Annotated in this window: 17 protein-coding genes; 7 read left to right on the top strand and 10 right to left on the bottom strand. The window is 44.6% G+C overall.

Annotated elements, in window-relative coordinates:
• Nucleotides 1–46 precede the first annotated feature (46 nt).
• On the bottom strand, nt 47–238 hold the full coding sequence (locus QUB56_RS34545) for a hypothetical protein (RefSeq protein WP_332960871.1): 192 nt from the start codon (nt 236–238) through the stop codon (nt 47–49).
• A 217-nt stretch (nt 239–455) separates the two neighbouring features.
• Here QUB56_RS34545 and QUB56_RS34550 point away from each other — a divergent pair, with 217 nt between their 5' ends.
• Nucleotides 456–1,385 (top strand): phosphoribulokinase, encoded by a 930-nt coding sequence (locus QUB56_RS34550; protein WP_332960872.1) that lies wholly within the window; start codon nt 456–458, stop codon nt 1,383–1,385.
• A 113-nt stretch (nt 1,386–1,498) separates the two neighbouring features.
• Here QUB56_RS34550 and QUB56_RS34555 read toward each other — a convergent pair whose 3' ends face one another.
• Both QUB56_RS34555 and QUB56_RS34560 read right to left on the bottom strand, forming a co-directional pair.
• Nucleotides 1,499–2,011 carry an ARC6/PARC6 family protein gene (locus tag QUB56_RS34555; protein WP_332960874.1) on the bottom strand — a complete coding sequence of 171 codons (513 nt, stop codon included), beginning with the start codon at nt 2,009–2,011 and terminating at the stop codon, nt 1,499–1,501.
• Nucleotides 2,012–2,165: 154 nt separating this feature from the next.
• On the bottom strand, nt 2,166–2,372 hold the full coding sequence (locus tag QUB56_RS34560; RefSeq protein ID WP_332960875.1) for a hypothetical protein: 207 nt from the start codon (nt 2,370–2,372) through the stop codon (nt 2,166–2,168).
• A 110-nt stretch (nt 2,373–2,482) separates the two neighbouring features.
• Here QUB56_RS34560 and QUB56_RS34565 point away from each other — a divergent pair, with 110 nt between their 5' ends.
• Nucleotides 2,483–3,463, top strand: a complete 981-nt coding sequence (locus QUB56_RS34565; RefSeq protein WP_332960876.1) for an ABC transporter ATP-binding protein — start codon at nt 2,483–2,485, stop codon at nt 3,461–3,463.
• A gap of 95 nt (nt 3,464–3,558) precedes the next feature.
• On the opposite strand, the gene QUB56_RS34570 is transcribed toward QUB56_RS34565, so the two are convergent.
• Nucleotides 3,559–5,202, bottom strand: coding sequence for an NB-ARC domain-containing protein (locus QUB56_RS34570; protein ID WP_332960877.1), 1,644 nt, complete (start codon nt 5,200–5,202; stop codon nt 3,559–3,561).
• 475 nt (nt 5,203–5,677) lie between these two features.
• Between QUB56_RS34570 and QUB56_RS34575 the strand changes: the two genes are divergently transcribed.
• The gene (locus QUB56_RS34575; protein ID WP_332960878.1) at nt 5,678–7,432 is read left to right on the top strand and encodes a C39 family peptidase; all 1,755 of its coding nucleotides are present in this window, start codon (nt 5,678–5,680) and stop codon (nt 7,430–7,432) included.
• 357 nt (nt 7,433–7,789) lie between these two features.
• Here QUB56_RS34575 and QUB56_RS34580 read toward each other — a convergent pair whose 3' ends face one another.
• The 4 genes from QUB56_RS34580 to QUB56_RS34595 form a co-directional block, all read right to left on the bottom strand.
• The gene (locus QUB56_RS34580) at nt 7,790–8,182 is read right to left on the bottom strand and encodes a type II toxin-antitoxin system VapC family toxin (protein WP_332960879.1); all 393 of its coding nucleotides are present in this window, start codon (nt 8,180–8,182) and stop codon (nt 7,790–7,792) included.
• Nucleotides 8,183–8,434, bottom strand: a complete 252-nt coding sequence (locus QUB56_RS34585; protein ID WP_332960880.1) for a DUF2281 domain-containing protein — start codon at nt 8,432–8,434, stop codon at nt 8,183–8,185.
• A 156-nt stretch (nt 8,435–8,590) separates the two neighbouring features.
• Nucleotides 8,591–9,244, bottom strand: a complete 654-nt coding sequence (locus QUB56_RS34590; RefSeq protein WP_332960881.1) for a Uma2 family endonuclease — start codon at nt 9,242–9,244, stop codon at nt 8,591–8,593.
• A 149-nt stretch (nt 9,245–9,393) separates the two neighbouring features.
• Nucleotides 9,394–10,410, bottom strand: a complete 1,017-nt coding sequence (locus QUB56_RS34595) for an adenosine kinase (RefSeq protein ID WP_332960882.1) — start codon at nt 10,408–10,410, stop codon at nt 9,394–9,396.
• 390 nt (nt 10,411–10,800) lie between these two features.
• Here QUB56_RS34595 and QUB56_RS34600 point away from each other — a divergent pair, with 390 nt between their 5' ends.
• From QUB56_RS34600 to QUB56_RS34615, 4 genes are all read left to right on the top strand, one after another.
• Nucleotides 10,801–12,366, top strand: coding sequence for an AAA family ATPase (locus QUB56_RS34600; RefSeq protein ID WP_332960883.1), 1,566 nt, complete (start codon nt 10,801–10,803; stop codon nt 12,364–12,366).
• Nucleotides 12,367–12,452: 86 nt separating this feature from the next.
• The gene (locus QUB56_RS34605; protein ID WP_332960884.1) at nt 12,453–12,779 is read left to right on the top strand and encodes a hypothetical protein; all 327 of its coding nucleotides are present in this window, start codon (nt 12,453–12,455) and stop codon (nt 12,777–12,779) included.
• A gap of 173 nt (nt 12,780–12,952) precedes the next feature.
• Nucleotides 12,953–13,747: a YdcF family protein gene (locus QUB56_RS34610; RefSeq protein WP_332960885.1), complete on the top strand. Its 795-nt coding sequence runs from the start codon at nt 12,953–12,955 to the stop codon at nt 13,745–13,747.
• Nucleotides 13,748–14,157: 410 nt separating this feature from the next.
• Nucleotides 14,158–14,391: a hypothetical protein gene (locus QUB56_RS34615; RefSeq protein WP_332960886.1), complete on the top strand. Its 234-nt coding sequence runs from the start codon at nt 14,158–14,160 to the stop codon at nt 14,389–14,391.
• A gap of 290 nt (nt 14,392–14,681) precedes the next feature.
• Here the strand turns inward: QUB56_RS34615 and QUB56_RS34620 are convergent, their stop codons facing one another.
• Together QUB56_RS34620 and QUB56_RS34625 are read right to left on the bottom strand one after the other, a co-directional pair.
• Nucleotides 14,682–14,915: a ferredoxin-thioredoxin reductase variable chain gene (locus QUB56_RS34620; protein WP_332960887.1), complete on the bottom strand. Its 234-nt coding sequence runs from the start codon at nt 14,913–14,915 to the stop codon at nt 14,682–14,684.
• Between the two features lie 301 nt (nt 14,916–15,216).
• A complete protein-coding gene (locus QUB56_RS34625) occupies nt 15,217–16,137 on the bottom strand; it encodes a cyclase family protein (protein WP_332960888.1) in 921 nt (306 codons plus the stop codon).
• Nucleotides 16,138–16,291: the final 154 nt, after the last annotated feature.

The following is a 16,291-nucleotide window of genomic DNA, read 5'->3' on the forward strand; positions in this document are numbered from 1 at the left end:
GAAAATCCTCAAGAAAGAGCATTTATCCGTGGGGTCAATCTAAAATCTAAAATCTAAAATCTAAAATCGATTGACTGGCAAGTTGATTTACTGCTTGCTGCCAGTTTTGAAACCAAAAATATCCCACGATTCCCACCGATGCTGTAATTTGCACTACAAAAGAGACTACCGGGACACTTTGCAGGGGTAATTTTCCCGAAATTCTGACAATACCCGGATTCAAAAGTACGATCGACATCGTGGGCGGTTGAGAAATAAACCTGATTTTTCAATCAGATACTGCCTGAGTCTCCGGTGCCGCATTATATTAAGAAATTTTACAATAATTTTACACGTGGGGGAGACTCCGGGGGGGCTCAAGTCAAACCATGCGATCGAGCGATCGGATCGAACACAAGTTTGATAATATTTAAGATTCACAACAAAATTTGCTATTGTCCGTCCGGGTAAAAACAATGAGCGATCGACCAATTATTCTCGGTATTGTAGGAGACAGCGCAGCGGGCAAAACCACCCTGACGCGGGGAATTGCCCAAGTATTGGGACCAGAAAATGTCACAGTGATTTGCACTGACGACTATCACCGCTACGACAGAAAGCAGCGGGCAGAAATCGGGATTACAGCATTGCATCCCGACTGCAATTACCTCGACATCATGCAGCAGCACCTTAGCCTGCTGCGCACCGGACAAGCAATTCTCAAACCTATCTACAACCACACCACAGGTAGATTCGATCCGCCGGAATACATCAAGCCCAGTAAATTTGTAATAGTTGAAGGTTTGCTGGGTTACGCAACCCGAACAATCCGCGATTCTTACGACGTAAAAGTGTATCTCGCTCCCCCAGAAGAGTTGCGAACTCAGTGGAAAGTTAAGCGCGATGTCATGAAGCGCGGTTATACTGAAGAACAGGTGCTTGCAGAAATAAAAAAACGGGAACCGGACTCTGAAGACTTCATTCGTCCTCAGCGCAAATCTGCCGACGTTGTAGTTAGTTTTTACCCGCCCCAAGCGGAGAATGAAGGCAATTTGAGCGTCCGTTTAGTGCTAAGGCCTACAATTCCTCACCCTGATTTTACTGAGATTTTAGGTCGAGGCAGCGAGAGTTTTCAACCTGCAATTCGCTTGGGGCTCGATCGGGATATGGGCAAACCGGTTGACGTTTTGGAAGTAGACTCCCATGCTACCAGCGAGCAAGTAAACGAACTAGAAATGATTTTGTGCAGCGAGTTGCCGCACCTGCGGGGATTTTGCTCCGCCCAAGGCAACCCGGAAATTGGCAAACTTATCGGCACAACTGGCGAAGTTTTGCAAAGTTACCCGCTAGCTTTGACGCAGTTGCTAGTTGCATATCACATGATGAAAGCAATTCATGTCTATTAGTTAGTTATTAGTTGTTAGTTGTTATTTGTTTATTGGTTATGGGTTATTACTTCCACTCACCATTAGCAATTACTAATTCTTATTAGTAGTAACAAATAACAACTAACTGATGACTAATGACTGATAATTTGAGAGTCGGCAATTTTCCAGATGCCATCCCAATACTCTAAGGTATAGCGAACTAGCTTAGTATTGAAACTGCTACTATCGACTTTGCCATTTCGGTAAACTGTGGCATCTTCGGTGACTTTGACTTCAATAGTGGCTTTGTTCCCAGATGCTGCAAAGCGTTCGACGGATTCAACTTTTTGGACACCGTATCTGTACAGAGAATTGCTGTTTCTCAGATAGTCTATCCCTTTGACTGTATCGGCATACAAAATACCTGTAGTCATTTTAGCCAGCAATTGGCGATCGAATGGAGGAGCAAAGATTGTCTGCTTTGCCTCCAGCCACTTGCTAATTAAATCCGAAGCTTGTCCGAGAGTAATATTCTGAGCTTGACTAATACGATCTTTGCAGTAATTTGTTGCAATCCGTCGTCTGGTACAAGTAATATTTTCCGCTTTCGCGGGCGGAGTCAACCACAAAGGAGTTAAGATAGCGATTAGAATTATCGGTTTCATATCTAAAGTCCTCCATCATGCTAAATAGACGTTATTTAGCCAAAATATAGGTGAGAATTATTAGCCGATTATCTCAACCTATCGTTAGTAGATCGGTAATTTTGTCTACATCATGTACTGGGGTAGTTTCGCAATTTTAATTGTATTATTTTTGTCACGAGTGAGAATAAATGCTGGGTGCTCGCAAAGTCGGGTTAGCAGTGCCTAATTGCTGAAGTGGCATGGAGACTGGCAACTGACTTTGAGGTGCGGGCAGCATTTCGCCTCGGAAGTCGAGGAGGGTGACGAGCAGCAGGTAGGCAACTGCTAAAATTATAGAAATCACCCCAGTGATAATAGCGATAATTTTTGAACGATCCATATTCAGCAAATTTTAAGTGCAGCTAATATTAGTTTAACATTAAAAAGAGCAATTATTACTGAACTTATGCCATAGAATATAATCAGGTGCTACTTATTTCGCTTACGAAAATGGAACCTCTTATAGATGCGCCAACTTCCACCGAGATGCCCGGACCTACCCGAGTAGTGGAAACATTTAATCTGGGCAAGTTCTACCGTACTGGCTTTTGGATGAACCAAAAGATAGAATCGCTCAAAAGTTGCACTCTGAGTGTCGTTGAGGGGGAAACTTTCGGGCTGTTAGGGCAAAATGGAGCGGGGAAAACTACGCTGCTGAAAACTTTGCTGGGTATAGTGCGGCCGACTTCTGGCAGTGCACTGCTGTTGGGGAGGCCTTTGGGCGATCGCACTGTGAAGCAGCGAGTCGGCTATTTACCAGAAAATCCCTATTTTTACGATTATCTCACGGGCTGGGAATTTTTGCAGTTTGCGGCGGGGTTATTTCAAATTTCCCCCTCGATTCAGCGGCAGCGAATTCCGCATTTGCTAGACTTAGTGGGGCTATCTCAATCGGCAGCAATTAAAAAACAGTTGCGCCAGTATTCTAAGGGAATGCTGCAACGGATTGGCATGGCTCAAGCTTTGATTAACAATCCAGATGTGGTATTTTTAGATGAGCCGATGTCGGGTTTAGATCCGATGGGACGCTATCAGATGCGGGAGATAATTTTATCGCTGAAAAGTCAAGGAAAAACAATTTTTTTTAATTCGCATATATTGTCTGATGTGGAGAAGATTTGCGATCGAGTGGCAATTTTGGCCAGAGGTGAGTTAATCTGCATTGGTGCGATCGACGAACTCCTCGGCCAAACGGAAACTTACCGGGTTGAAGGTAGGGGCGGCCACTTGAATATCCTGAAAAAATGGATACCAGATATGGAAGTTGATGATGATGTGTGGTACGGTCATTTGCAGGGCACTCCGAAGGAGTTTATTTCTAGTCTGAGCGCTACGGGAGGGCAGCTAATTGGGATGAATTTGGCTAAGCCTACTTTGGAAGAGTTTTTTATGCAGCAGCTGCAAGAAAGAGGGATTTATTCTAGTGGTTGATGTATCTTAAAAGAGGTAGATTGGGATTGATGGTGGCGCGGGGGCGGGTTTATGAGATTGTGGGTTTTTGGCAATTATTGTCGGTCAACCCGCCCCTACAAAGTTATGTTTTTTACTTCCGTTAACAATGGCAACGGTAGATTTGCACATACTAAGTCTGCACAATTCCACTGCCGCAAATACTCACAAACTTCAGAAATAATCGCATTGGCTGCATCTAAATCTTGTGCTTGAGAAGCATGATAGTGCGCTCTGATTAGCGGCTTAATATCCTCGATTTCTTGCCATTCTGATTTTGGTTTGAGGGGGATGCTGATATAATAGTTATAGGCTTGGCTGTGGGCGGTACGGAGATTTTCAGGATTTTGACTTAGCAGGTACTCGCCCTTTTCTCGCACTAGCGGATGCAACTGATAGGATTTGAGGTGGCGATCGTAATATAGCAATTGTCGGCGTTTAAGCGCCTGAATAATATTTTCTTTAAGTTCATACTTGCTAACTTCTGGCATTTGAACGCTAATTCCAGCAAAAGATAGCGGATATTCTGATGTTTGATAGACAGAAATTCGGCTGAGACAAGTTTGCTCGCCGTCGCCCAGACGGGCTATCATTTGATCGATCGCTCTTTCAATATCTCGAATCAGCAACCAGTCTCTCTGGTGCAGAAAAATCCCGACATTTCCCTGAAACTCGGTATCGTCTCGAATCAAGGCTGCGACGAGTTGTAAGGCTTTGGGATGTCCAGAATAGCGATCGCCCATTTCCGCTAATTCCTCTGGATTTGCAGTCAAATTAAAAGATTGCAATAGGGCAACTGCGCTATCTCGATTCAATCCGTTTAGCTGGATTCCGCGGGTGACAGTTGGCGGCAATTCAGCCAAGCTTTCGCGGCTGGTAAATATAATTTTGCTTTGATGTTCTGTTTCTAATAGTTGTTTGAATAACCAAGCATATTCTGCACAATCATCGGCGAAATAACCAGCGGCTTTGGCCTCTCGTGCTTTCAAAAGTGTGTCGGCGCGATCGAAAACGAGCAAGCAAGGTTTATCTCTGAGAATTTTGAGCAGATTTTCGGTTTTTTTGCCACAGTCATTTTGAGCATTGACGGCTGCGGTAATGTCGCCGTTGCAGAGGGTGAATAGCAGGGAGTCAATGGTGCGATCGCACGGGGGCGCTTTGCCTGTTGCAGATTGCAAGGATTGCCAAGTGGCGCAGGTGAAGGGGGTTTTTTCTGTATGGAGTTGGCGAATTAGTTGGCTGATGAGGGTGGTTTTTCCGATGCCCGGTAATCCGACTATTGAGATGGCGATGGGAACCTCGCAGGGCGGGCACGGGGGCACCGCCCCTACAAGATGGGGTTCAACAATTAGGGTTTTTAAGGTGTCGATTTTTTTGGTGCGCTGTACCCAATTTCTGACGGGGGGTAAGTTTTCTGGGAGGGGGAAAGTGCGATCGTTTTGGTTGTCTTGGGGGATATCTGCGATCGCGGCTGATAGTAATTCTGGTTCTTGAATTTCTCGCGCAACAATGTCTTGCCAGTTTTTCACACCTACAGCTTTGCAAATGTGTATAAAAGTCTCTCGTCTAATTGGTTGCTGCGTCCAAAATCGCTTTAAAGTTGCTTTTGAAGTGAGAGCAGCCTGACACCAGAGCTCATCTGCTTTATTCCATCCGAGATTGCGTCTTACCATGTCAATGATTTTTAGACCTTCTTCGGATGCTCTGAGCAAACCTGCCATTGCTACTCCTCTACGGAAACTCTGCCTTAGTAAATAATGTTACATGATTTGGTGAGCCAAATGAGCCAAATGAGCCAAATGAGCCTTTTATGTTGAGCCAAATTGTGAGCCGTTTAGCCTATACAGATTCAGGATTATGAAGTATTGTGAACTGATGTGTCTGGTTTTCAGCTACGTTTGACGGTGCATCTGGCGGGCGATCGGGGATACAGCTTATTTGCTTTTGGGAGCAATGTAAAGTTTTGTTACAAAAACAGGGCGATCTGCATAAAAAAATTGCATCTGCCCTGAGAGATATATAGGAAGGCTTGCAAGACGGGCTTTGCTGGTTTTTACGCAACTATATTTTTGAGGATCGAAAATCATCATGTTTGAATTGAACAACACCAACCCTAAGGAAAGTTTAACGATTTCTGCCAATCCCGCGATCGCAGGAACTACCTCCAACCCTACTAACATCCTGACTTCTTAAGTAATGCCAACGGTTTATCAAGACCTTCAACGTTTTGCCGCCGATCCCAACTTAAACGAAAAACTTAAGCTGGCTTTCGGCTCTGATTACAATGTTCAAACCGCACAAACAATTGTGGGCAACTGGCTGATTGGCGATTTTAGTACCATTCCACCTATAGAATTAGTGGAGCGTGGGGATATTGCCGGAGCGAATGGTGCATTTGCAGCGGCAACGAATAAGATTTATTTGTCAAAGGATATCTTAACCGGAGAGACCGCCAACACCGCAGCCGTAAAAGACGTTATTCTCGAAGAAATTGGACACTCAATAGATACCCTGGTGAATGCTGTTGATGCACCGGGAGATGAGGGTGAAATTTTTGCCGATGTTGTTCAGGAAAAAACTCTTGGTGCCACGGATTGGGCAAATTTGAAAGCTGAGGATGATAGTACCACAATTAACATTGATGGCAAACAATATCTTGCAGAAATGAACACTTTTGCCATCCAAGGGAGTATTGGTTCTTACTATTATCGCAGCGACAATGCCTCTATGCGTACTGCATTAGGAGCAGCTACCAGTAATGAATTTCAAGTTCCTAATGGATGGCGACAAAACTTTCAAAATGGGGTGATTTTTCACTCAGGTGCCGGTAGCTATACAATACGGGGAAGCGTAGGTAATTATTACTTGAGTTTAGGAGCAGAAAAAAGTCAGCTAGGTTTACCAACCAGTAATGAATTTCAAGTTCCTAATGGATGGCGACAAAACTTTCAAAATGGGGTAATTTTCCACTCAGGTGCTGGTAGCTATACAGTGCGGGGAAGCCTGGGAAATTATTACTTGAATAATTTAGGAGGTGAAAAAAGTCAGCTAGGTTTACCAACCGGTAATGAATTTCAAGTTTCTAATGGATGGCGACAAAATTTTGAGCGGGGTCAAGTTAATTGGTTGCATACTGGGAGCGGAACATTTACACTTAATTCATCGCCAACACCAAATCGGCTCAATCAGCTAGGGAGTAAATCATCTCTCACGATTGATGAAATTCAAGAATACAGAGGGCTTGTTACTCAACGACCCCAATCTGAGCGTGCTGGTTTGTATCGTACTTTGCAATACAAAGTTCCATATTTTAACCAACGCGATAATGCTTCTACCGAACGTGGTAAAAGAATCGGTGACGTAATGTGCAATGTCACTAGCCTCGCAAGCTGCTTAACGGCTCTTGGTATAAAAAATCCAAATCCAAGTAAGCAATTTGAAGATGTGCTAGAAGATAGATTACGAGCCAATCCATCGAGATATCCCAGCTCTGGAGTTTTCAATGCCCGCTACATTTGGGATAATCTTTCTCAACTTGCACGAGATCTTGGCGTTGCTTCCTCTGGAACGCAATATATGCAAGGGTTTTCGTCAACTAATACTACTTTCTTCCAAAATTTTGTAAGGAATAACTGGGAATCGGCACTCCAGCAAGGCAAGACAATAATGGCTGGTGTAAACACCACTCAACCTGGACATATTGTCAAAGTTATTGATATCGATTGGAATCGTGGTGGAATTGTTGTGGATGATCCTTACGGACAAGCACAAAATAGCAGTCTCAACGATTACAAACGATTTAATTACACGGGAACTCTAAATACAACAAGTCGTGGATCTGTTAATACTCAACAGGGTCAAAATGAAAATGGAATTGGAAACGATAACTTCTGGTCTTGGTCATACTGTGCGGAAGTCTTTGGTGATACTTGGTACTTAAGGCTGGGTTAAACCATCTATAGCCCTGGAAGAAGTAATATAGGACTTATGCACTCCGACCAAAGAAACCGGGTTTTTACCGAATCTGTCGGCGACAACGAAGTATTTTCGTAAAAACCCGGTTTCTGGGTCCCATGCGTAAGTCCTAATACAGATAAATCGCCCTTAATCCCTCCCCATCCATCCGCCTTCATCTGCGGTTGCTAAAAAGTGCGATCGCCCTGACGACCAAAAGTGCGAGATCCCTTAATCCCTCCGCGTTCATCCGCCTTTATCTGCAGTAAAAAAAAGTGCGATCGCCCTTCTATTATGCTAAATTTACTGTCTCAAACCATTGACCAAAGACAAGCCGCACTTGATGCCACACATTCAATACCAGTCCGCGATCGCAAGTCCAGAAACTCTCGAAAACTCCTTAACATTGTGGGTAACGAGAGTTGCTTGAAGCGAAGCGGCTGTCCCTGCAATCAAAACATCAATAGGGCCGATGGGAGTACCTTGTTGTTCCAATTGAGCGCGGATTTTGGCAGCAGCAACAGCAGAATCGCGATCGAAAGGAACAAGGTTAACTCGGCTCAAAAGTTGCTGAAGTTGTTGGGTACGTTTTGCAGGCGAAGTAGATTTAGCAATACCCACTTGCAATTCAAATAGGACGATCGCGGAAATGCCAATTTCTTGAGGAGATACATTAGCCATGTTTTGGGCAACTTGTCCTTGTCCTTTGAAATAGTAAATTAATGTATTTGTATCCAAAATGTACATCTAGAAGCTTTCCCGCAAGATGTCTTCCCCCGACTCGGAACGAATCTCTTCCAGAGTAGGAAAGTCTTCTGCCCATGTTCCAGCGAGGGAATAAACTAATTCTGTCCAAGGAGTTAAAGAATCTACTGTGTCGGTGGATTGGTTCTCATTCAGGTACTTGGCACGAATAAACTCAGCAAAAGTGAGAATTTCGCTAGCTTGGTTTTCGGGAAGGGTTTTGACGATCGCGTAAATCTGTTCAATGATAGTCATAATCTGGTGAGAAATAAACAGTCGTTAAATTTTATTTTAGCAATAGCGAGAGCCCTTAATCCCTCCCCATCCATCCACCTTAATCTGCTGTTGCTAAAAAGAGCGAGATCCCTGAGGACCAAAAGTGCGATCGCCCATTGCTACTCTTTTCAAAACTCACTGCGCCAAAACTTCCCTAACCCTGTCCCGAAACAAACGCACAGCCGCCCTTTGTCCGATCGCCTTACTTTGCTCTATAAAAGCCGGAATTTCTGCGATCGGCAAAAACGGAAAAGCTAGACTATTCTCCCTCTGCTCGTAATTACCCTCCACCAATTGATACACCAAAAGACATTGGTTGCGATATCTCCAGATTTCAGGAACTCCCAGAGAAGCATAAATGGAGAACTTATTCACAGAAGAACTCGTGTAATCTGATTGGACAACTAAATCTGGTGCAGGATCGGCGGCTAAATTTATTTCATCTTTATTTCTAACTAAACATTCATTTTGAATGTAAAAACAAGTATCCGGTTCAATAGCACGAGCTAAATCTTCCCGTTCCAGAGTCAACGCACCGAGGCTCATAGCTTCAATTTCTAACTCATCTGCTAAAGCTCCAATAAATAGTTCGAGGATGACTTTAGGTCTTTCATGTTTAGGTAAGGGCATTCTGATTTCTAAAACTCCTTCAGCATAAGCAACTCTCCAGGCTCTACCGTCGCCGACATCAGACATTATCGCTTTAAATGTTAGCCATTTAATCCCTGTCAAAGTAATTAATTTTTCCTCGTTACTTTGTTGAGGAGGAGTCGATGTAGTTGTTAGCATTTCAAGTACGGTTAATTAAGCTTTCACAGATTTTAACACCATCGCCCTTATTCCATCTGCATTCATCCCTGTTCATCCGCCGACCTCTGCGGTTGCTAAAAAGAGCGATCGCCCTTTATCAAAAAAAGTGCGATCGCCCCTTTCAAATCCTACCCAGAAATCACCTCACTCAAAAGATGAGCCTGAGAACCCTCAAGCCGAGGCCCATGAATCTGCACCACCCGAGAAGCCAAGAAATTGCCCCAGCGAGCCGCTTGTACAGAACTCAAACCATTAGTAATTCCAAACAAAACACCCCCCGCAAAAGCATCTCCAGCACCCACAGTATCGATCGCCTTTACCGGAAATCCAGCCACATCAACAATCTGTTTATTCTCCACCACCATGCAGCCTTTATCCCCATTAGTGATAAAAGCCAAATCCGAAATCTCGCTCATTTTCCGAGCGCACTCTTCCAGAGACTCCTCCTTAAAAAAGCTCCGAACTTCATCAGCATTGCAAAAAATTACATCGCAATATTCCGAAACCACCTTGTGAAAATCATCAGCAAATCGATCGACTAAAAAGCCATCCGAAAAAGTAAAAGCCACCTTCACACCCAGACGCTTAGACTGTTCCATCGTCTCAATGCTAGCCTTTCGCGGATCCGGAGCATCCCAAAGATAGCCCTCAACATAACTGTACTTGCAGTGAGCCAGTCGATCGACATCAATATCACTCGCAGCCAGAGTAGTAGAAACCCCCAAATTAGTACACATCGTGCGTTCCGCATCCGGCGTAGTCAGCACAACACAAGTACCCGTGGGCTCGTGCGACGACTCAGCAGGATGCACATTAAAATCAATCCCCGCCGCCAGCAAATCTTGCCGATAAAATTCGCCGTTAGTATCCTTAGCAACCTTCCCCGAATAATACGCTTTACCGCCGCTTTGAGCCAAACCAATCATCGTATTTGCCGCCGAACCGCCCGATCGCATTTGCAGCGAATTGTGCTCTAAATCGTGCAAAATTCCCCCCTGCCTTTCCGAATTCATCAGCGTCATCCCGCCACGACTCAGCCCGTGACCGAGTACAAATTCATCTTCTACCAATGCTAGGATGTCTACAAGGGCATTGCCTACGCCAAACACATCCACGGAACGGGAATCTTGATTGTTTTCTGTCATGAGTGCTTTTTTTTGATACTAATTTTGGACTTGCGCAAAACACCTTTTGTTTGGCTATCGACAGTGTAAGGTGCTCCGCGCGCACCCTACGTTTTATGGTAAGGTGCGCCGTATGCACCCTGCGTTTTATCGAAATGTGCGCGCCGAGCACCCTACGTTATCGATAGGGTAAGGTGCGCACGGAACCCCATACATTTAGATGTTCTGCGTAAGTTTTATAGTAACATTTAGATGTTCTGCGTAAGTTATAACTATATTTGCTTTTATCCCAAATCTAAAATCCCAAATCCCAAATCCCCAATCCCCAATCACAAATCCCCAATCACAAATCCCCAATCACAAATCCCCAATCACAAATCTAAAATCTAAAATCTAAAATCTAAAATCGATATGGCTGATACTTCGGTCCCACCTCTGATTCAGCAAATGTTGCAGCCTGGGTTTTACCCGCACAGGGTGACAGAACCCGTGCACCTCATTCAGACTCACGCTTCCTTTGTTTTGCTGACAGGAGATTATACTTACAAAATCAAGAAACCAGTCAATTTTGGCTTTCTGGACTATTCAACCTTGGCAAAACGGCAGCATTTCTGCACCCAAGAATTGCTGATGAACCAGCGCACTGCACCGGAAATTTATCTAGAAGTTTTGCCCATTATCCAAACAGGCGATTCCTTTCAATTGGGCAGCAACTTACCTGCTATAACTTCTGCGGAAATTGCTGTGGAATACGTGCTGAAAATGCGGGAGTTTCCTCAAGATTCGCTGTTGCTCAGTTTGTTGGAACGCGGACTGTTAACCGAGCAACTTATGGCAGACTTAGGGCGCGAAGTTGCCAACTTTCACAGCCAGGCGATTAGTAATAGCTACATTCGCAGATTTGGCGAAGTCAGTCAGATTCGCACAGCAATAGATAACAATTACCTGATTTCGCAAAAATATATCGGCGGACCGCAGACTCAGACACAATATCAGGAAACTAAAGATTATACAGATGCGTTTTTTGCGAACAACCCAGAGTTATTTAACCAACGGATTGGCAATAATAAAATTTGCGAGTGCCACGGAGATTTGCACTTGCGGAATATAGCATTGTGGCAAGATAAAATATTGCTGTTCGACTGCATTGAATTTAACGAGCCGTTTCGCTTTGTTGATGTCATGTACGATGTCGCTTTTACAGTAATGGATTTGGAATCGAGGGACCGCAGAGACTTAGGCAATGCTTTTCTAAATACTTACATCGAACAAACAGGGGATTGGGAAGGACTGCAACTGTTGCCTCTGTATTTGAGCCGTCAAGCTTATGTTAGAGCGAAAGTAACTTCGTTAATGTTGGACGATCCCGCTATTTCAACTGCCGAAAAAGCAGAGATTTCACAGACTGCCGCTCATTATTATAAACTGGCTTGGCAATACACAAAACCGCGCCCGGGAAAGTTAACTTTGATGTCTGGTTTGTCGGGTTCTGGCAAGAGTACAGCAGCTCGATATTTGGCTCGCCGCACAGGGGCAATTCACATTCGATCCGATGCTGTTCGCAAACATTTAGGCGGAATTCCTTTAAATGAACGTGGGGGGGAAGATTTGTACTCGGATGAAATGACGGCACAGACCTATGGTAGATTGTTAGAGTTGGGGATAATTCTGGCTGACCGAGGTTGGGATGTGATTTTAGATGCCAAGTTCGATCGCCAAAACTTGAGAACCGATGCGATTAATCAGGCTCAATCCCACGGCTTGCCCCTGCAAATTATTTACTGCACGGCACCAATTGAAGTATTGCGAGAACGACTGCAACAGCGCAGGGGCGATATTGCCGACGCGACGGCAGAACTATTGAGTTCGCAGCAAGCAGCTTTTCAACCTTTTACAGAATTAGAGCAAATTTCTGTAAACATTGTAGATACCGCGCAAGACTTAGAGGTACAATTAAACTTGATTTGTAGGGAGTAGTTGCAGAGCGATCGCCCTTGTCAATTTGATTATCTGCTAATATTGTCAATATCTTTCTGTGTTATTACAAACACAACTTACAGCTCATGCCAAAATTTACCGGAGACTCCAAGGGGTTTAACCCCGCGCTGATATGGTTTGTGTTGTTTACAGTTGGGTTTCGCTTAGTAGGATGTTCGCTGCCCCTCAGTCTCGGTCTTGGTGTCATCGGCGGCGTGGCAGCAGGTTTAGTTGTGGCTTGGTGGCACAACGAACTACTACTCAACCCGAATATACGTTCCAAGGATAAAAAGTCGGAGGCTATCCTCAATAAAGAAGTAGTGGAAAGGGAGGGGAAAGTATATAGCAAAACCTCTAGGCGTGAAGCTCCTACATTGTTTAGCTGGTTGTCAGGGCCAGAGGATCGTCGCTAGCACTGAAAATAGTTTTGAGTAGAGAATTTTAAGCTTTAAGTTAAAGAATTCATAATTCACAACTCAATACTAAAAATTAACAACTCCCGACAACCAAATTACTAATTACTAATTACCCATTACGATTGCCGATTACCCATTACCGCTAACTAGCAATTAGAACTACTTGCTGAATGTTTGTATTTCTGTCGAAACTCCTGCCGCTGTTTATTTATCCTCTGGGATTGAGTTGCCTGTTAATGATGGTGGCTTTAATAACACTTTGGAAGCAGCCCAAATGGGCGGCGGCGCCAATAGCTGCGGCTCTAATTATTTTACTGCTCGGAAGTAGCGGATGGGTTTCAAAATCCTTAGTTCGATCGCTCGAATGGCAAAACTTACCAACAGCCGAACTCCCCCAAGCTGAAGCGATTATCGTCTTGGGCGGCGGTGTCAAAGCAGCTTTACCTCCCCGTCCTTGGGTAGAACTAGGGGAAGCGGGCGATCGAATAATCTACGGTTCCCGACTTTACCGGCAAGGCAAAGCTCCCCTGCTCATTCTCAGCGGCGGTAGAGTAGATTGGAAAGGTGGCGGGTCTCCCGAATCGGCAGACATGGCAGAAATTGCCCAAACAATCGGCGTACCCGCATCAGCAATTCTGCAAGACCCCGATTCAAACAACACCTATCAAAATGCCGTCAACGTGCGGAAAATTTTAGATGCTAAAAGCATAAAAGGGCCGGTTTTGCTAGTTACATCGGCGATGCACATGACTCGATCGCTCTTAATTTTCCAGCGTCAGGGAATAAAAGCAATTGCCGCACCAACAGACTTTCAAATAACGCAGCAGGATATCGCAGCATCCCAAAGGAATTGGCAAGCAGCCGCACTAGATTTATTGCCGGACACCTATGAGTTACACCAGTCAACTAAAGCTTTGAAAGAATACATCGGCTTAATCGTTTATCGGCTGCGGGGATGGCTTTAACAGAATTTTAGATTTTAAATGTGGGATTGGGGATTGAACAATTCAAATAGTCTCAACCGTGAAATCACCTCCAAAATCGTAAGATAAATTCCGATTGCATAGGAATAGTCAAATCCCGTCAACAGTCAACAATCACCGATGGATAGTGCAACCGAAATTGATATAATTTATCTGCGTTAATCTGTGTTTATCTGCCCTCATCTGCGGTTAAAAAAAGAGAATTTAGTAACCGCAGATGACAATAGATTGACGCTGATTCACGCTGATTAAGAGAAGAGAGATATGAATAATTCCGATGCTAATAGATTTGATATAAATCCCAAATCCCAAATCCCCCATCCAAAATAGATTCTGTGTGTTAGCTTAAAGTCATTACAGCCAAGATTTGCCCCAGTCGCCCCCAAACAATCATGCTGCCCCACGAGTTGCAAAACATTGCCCCAGAACCGACTCCCGCGGCCGAAATTTTTCAGAGACACCAAATTGTCCGCGAGTTTTACGATGAAATTAAGTACCGTCAAGAACTAGAACTTCATTGCCAGTGGTATTACGCTACAGCCAAGCAGCATCAGCAGGAATTGCAGAAAATGCAGGGAGATTTGAATATCTTCGGTTGGTTCTGCCGCAGACGGTCGAAAAATTAAGGATTAAACAAAAAAGATAGTTTGTAGTAAGGACGAGACTCCCACCGATCGACTAAAAGCCACAGAAAAAACTCAAGTCCTCACTACAAACTCTAAAATGGTTGTATGACCTCCGCCCAAAAACGGCTACTTGCCAAGGACAGGAGGATAGTTCAGCCGAAAATTTTAGACTAAGGTTCAAACTCCCAGATTCATCTGTGGAGTAAATCTAAAATCTCAAATCTCAAATCTCAAATCGACTGACCGGATTTGATATTGTCTTTGGGCTCCGGCTTCAACTTTTGAGAAAGCTAGACTTCCGAAGATATCAATTCGACCTCATCCTCTTTCAGGTGAGCTCGAAATTTTTTGTCAAATTGTACTAGAATCGGCAAATTAGCACTGACAGGTCGGCCGTGCCATTCGTGAACGATCGCCACGACTTCTCCTTCCATACCCTTAAGATCGAATGGTTGACTGCGATTTTGAGGGTGGTGGTAGACAACAACAGAGTTTTTAATGCAAACGCGATCGCCAATTTTCATAGCTTAAAATTTAGTGTTCTTTCTTCAAAGCTCTACAAAGCGTGCAAGTGCAGAACACCTGTACGCTTTGGGGACAGTCTTTTCATCTTCCCACACAAGTAGAGCGAAAACTCATAGGACTTACGCACGGGTGGTCAGAAACCGGGTTTTTACGAAAATCCTGCGCCGCAGTCCGCCTGCAGGGTAAAAAACCCGGTTTCTTCAGTCTCCCTGCGTCCATAACTGACTCAAAGAAAATTAGCGGTTGTCTGTCCCTATAGCAACCGCCACATCGGGCGCGGACATAAATAAGCGATAGACTTTACCGAACTCGTACACCGAGTTGCCGATCCCAGTGGAGGGATTTGGCTGCTTTGGCAAGCGGAGCTTCGGGGATCTGCCCCACGGATACGCCATAGCCCCAATTGGGCGGGCAAATGGCGATGTAGCGGGCATAGCCGCCTAATCCCCCCTGTAATTTGGGATAGCCGATGGTCACTAAGGCTCCTGTTTCGGGCACTCGATCGAGATTGGCCACTCCCTCGGCCTGAGTATAGCCATTTCTGAGCAACCACGCTTCTCCTTCCAGCGTCGGCGTACTATCGGTATGTAGGGGTTCATGGCCGTGAAACAGAATTTTACGTTCTAGATGCAAAAATTTCAGAGCATCCAGCGAAACACCCGGAAATTCTTTGAGGGTTGCCAGTTTAGGATTGGGCCATTCTTTCGACCAATCTGAACGGACAAACACCACCGATCCTTCCGGAATTGTGCCGTGTTGCTGTTCCCAAGTCAGAATATCCGGCACTTGCAGGGAATAATTTGGATCGTCAGCCACCTTCTCCTGAATCGGAATAACCACTAACGGACGGACGGCAAAGGTGGGTGGTAACTCGTCAATTGCAGGATAGTCAGGATTCCAGTGGGCCGGGGGATCTAGTTGGGTACCCAGTTGGTCCGTAGGCAGATCGTAGTCGGTTGCTTCAAAGTTATCGGCAGCATAGGTGTAAGCTTTGCCCGTTTTGGGATCAGTGCTGGCTGAAAATTTAGGCTTTCCAAAACCCGGCATAACAGGGATGGTTGGCGTAATGGTATGGGTGAGGTCTACGTATTTTGCTGATTTGAGTGACTGTTGATAGACTTGCCAGAGTGGGGGGTTAGGAATTGGCCCAGCTATGGCGCTCGACCAAGAAATGATTGCACAAAAGACAATAATAAATCCTAAGAATCTAAATCTTTTCATGACTTTTTCTTCTAGTTATATAGCAACCGCCAAGACGGTTAGGACATTCTTAATCGCTGAAACCATTGCTATTACTGCTTCTTCCTTCTTCCTTCTTCCTTCTTCCTTCTTCCTTCTTCCTTCTTCCTTCTTCCTTCTTCCTTCTTCCTTCTTC

It is taken from the genome of Microcoleus sp. AR_TQ3_B6, assembly GCF_036702785.1.
GTDB lineage: Bacteria > Cyanobacteriota > Cyanobacteriia > Cyanobacteriales > Microcoleaceae > Microcoleus.

Excerpts from the sequence above, each read along its gene's own strand:
- QUB56_RS34575 (WP_332960878.1), top strand. The coding sequence starts at position 5,678 with ATGCCAACGGTTTATCAAGACCTTCAACGTTTTGCCGCCGATCCCAAC.
- QUB56_RS34610 (WP_332960885.1), top strand. The coding sequence starts at position 12,953 with ATGTTTGTATTTCTGTCGAAACTCCTGCCGCTGTTTATTTATCCTCTG.
- QUB56_RS34570 (WP_332960877.1), bottom strand. The coding sequence starts at position 5,202 with ATGGCAGGTTTGCTCAGAGCATCCGAAGAAGGTCTAAAAATCATTGAC.
- QUB56_RS34620 (WP_332960887.1), bottom strand. The coding sequence starts at position 14,915 with ATGAAAATTGGCGATCGCGTTTGCATTAAAAACTCTGTTGTTGTCTAC.
- QUB56_RS34590 (WP_332960881.1), bottom strand. The coding sequence starts at position 9,244 with ATGCTAACAACTACATCGACTCCTCCTCAACAAAGTAACGAGGAAAAA.
- QUB56_RS34625 (WP_332960888.1), bottom strand. The coding sequence starts at position 16,137 with ATGAAAAGATTTAGATTCTTAGGATTTATTATTGTCTTTTGTGCAATC.
- QUB56_RS34550 (WP_332960872.1), top strand. The coding sequence starts at position 456 with ATGAGCGATCGACCAATTATTCTCGGTATTGTAGGAGACAGCGCAGCG.
- QUB56_RS34560 (WP_332960875.1), bottom strand. The coding sequence starts at position 2,372 with ATGGATCGTTCAAAAATTATCGCTATTATCACTGGGGTGATTTCTATA.
- QUB56_RS34605 (WP_332960884.1), top strand. The coding sequence starts at position 12,453 with ATGCCAAAATTTACCGGAGACTCCAAGGGGTTTAACCCCGCGCTGATA.
- QUB56_RS34565 (WP_332960876.1), top strand. The coding sequence starts at position 2,483 with ATGGAACCTCTTATAGATGCGCCAACTTCCACCGAGATGCCCGGACCT.
- QUB56_RS34585 (WP_332960880.1), bottom strand. The coding sequence starts at position 8,434 with ATGACTATCATTGAACAGATTTACGCGATCGTCAAAACCCTTCCCGAA.
- QUB56_RS34545 (WP_332960871.1), bottom strand. The coding sequence starts at position 238 with ATGTCGATCGTACTTTTGAATCCGGGTATTGTCAGAATTTCGGGAAAA.
- QUB56_RS34600 (WP_332960883.1), top strand. The coding sequence starts at position 10,801 with ATGGCTGATACTTCGGTCCCACCTCTGATTCAGCAAATGTTGCAGCCT.
- QUB56_RS34615 (WP_332960886.1), top strand. The coding sequence starts at position 14,158 with ATGCTGCCCCACGAGTTGCAAAACATTGCCCCAGAACCGACTCCCGCG.
- QUB56_RS34595 (WP_332960882.1), bottom strand. The coding sequence starts at position 10,410 with ATGACAGAAAACAATCAAGATTCCCGTTCCGTGGATGTGTTTGGCGTA.
- QUB56_RS34555 (WP_332960874.1), bottom strand. The coding sequence starts at position 2,011 with ATGAAACCGATAATTCTAATCGCTATCTTAACTCCTTTGTGGTTGACT.
- QUB56_RS34580 (WP_332960879.1), bottom strand. The coding sequence starts at position 8,182 with ATGTACATTTTGGATACAAATACATTAATTTACTATTTCAAAGGACAA.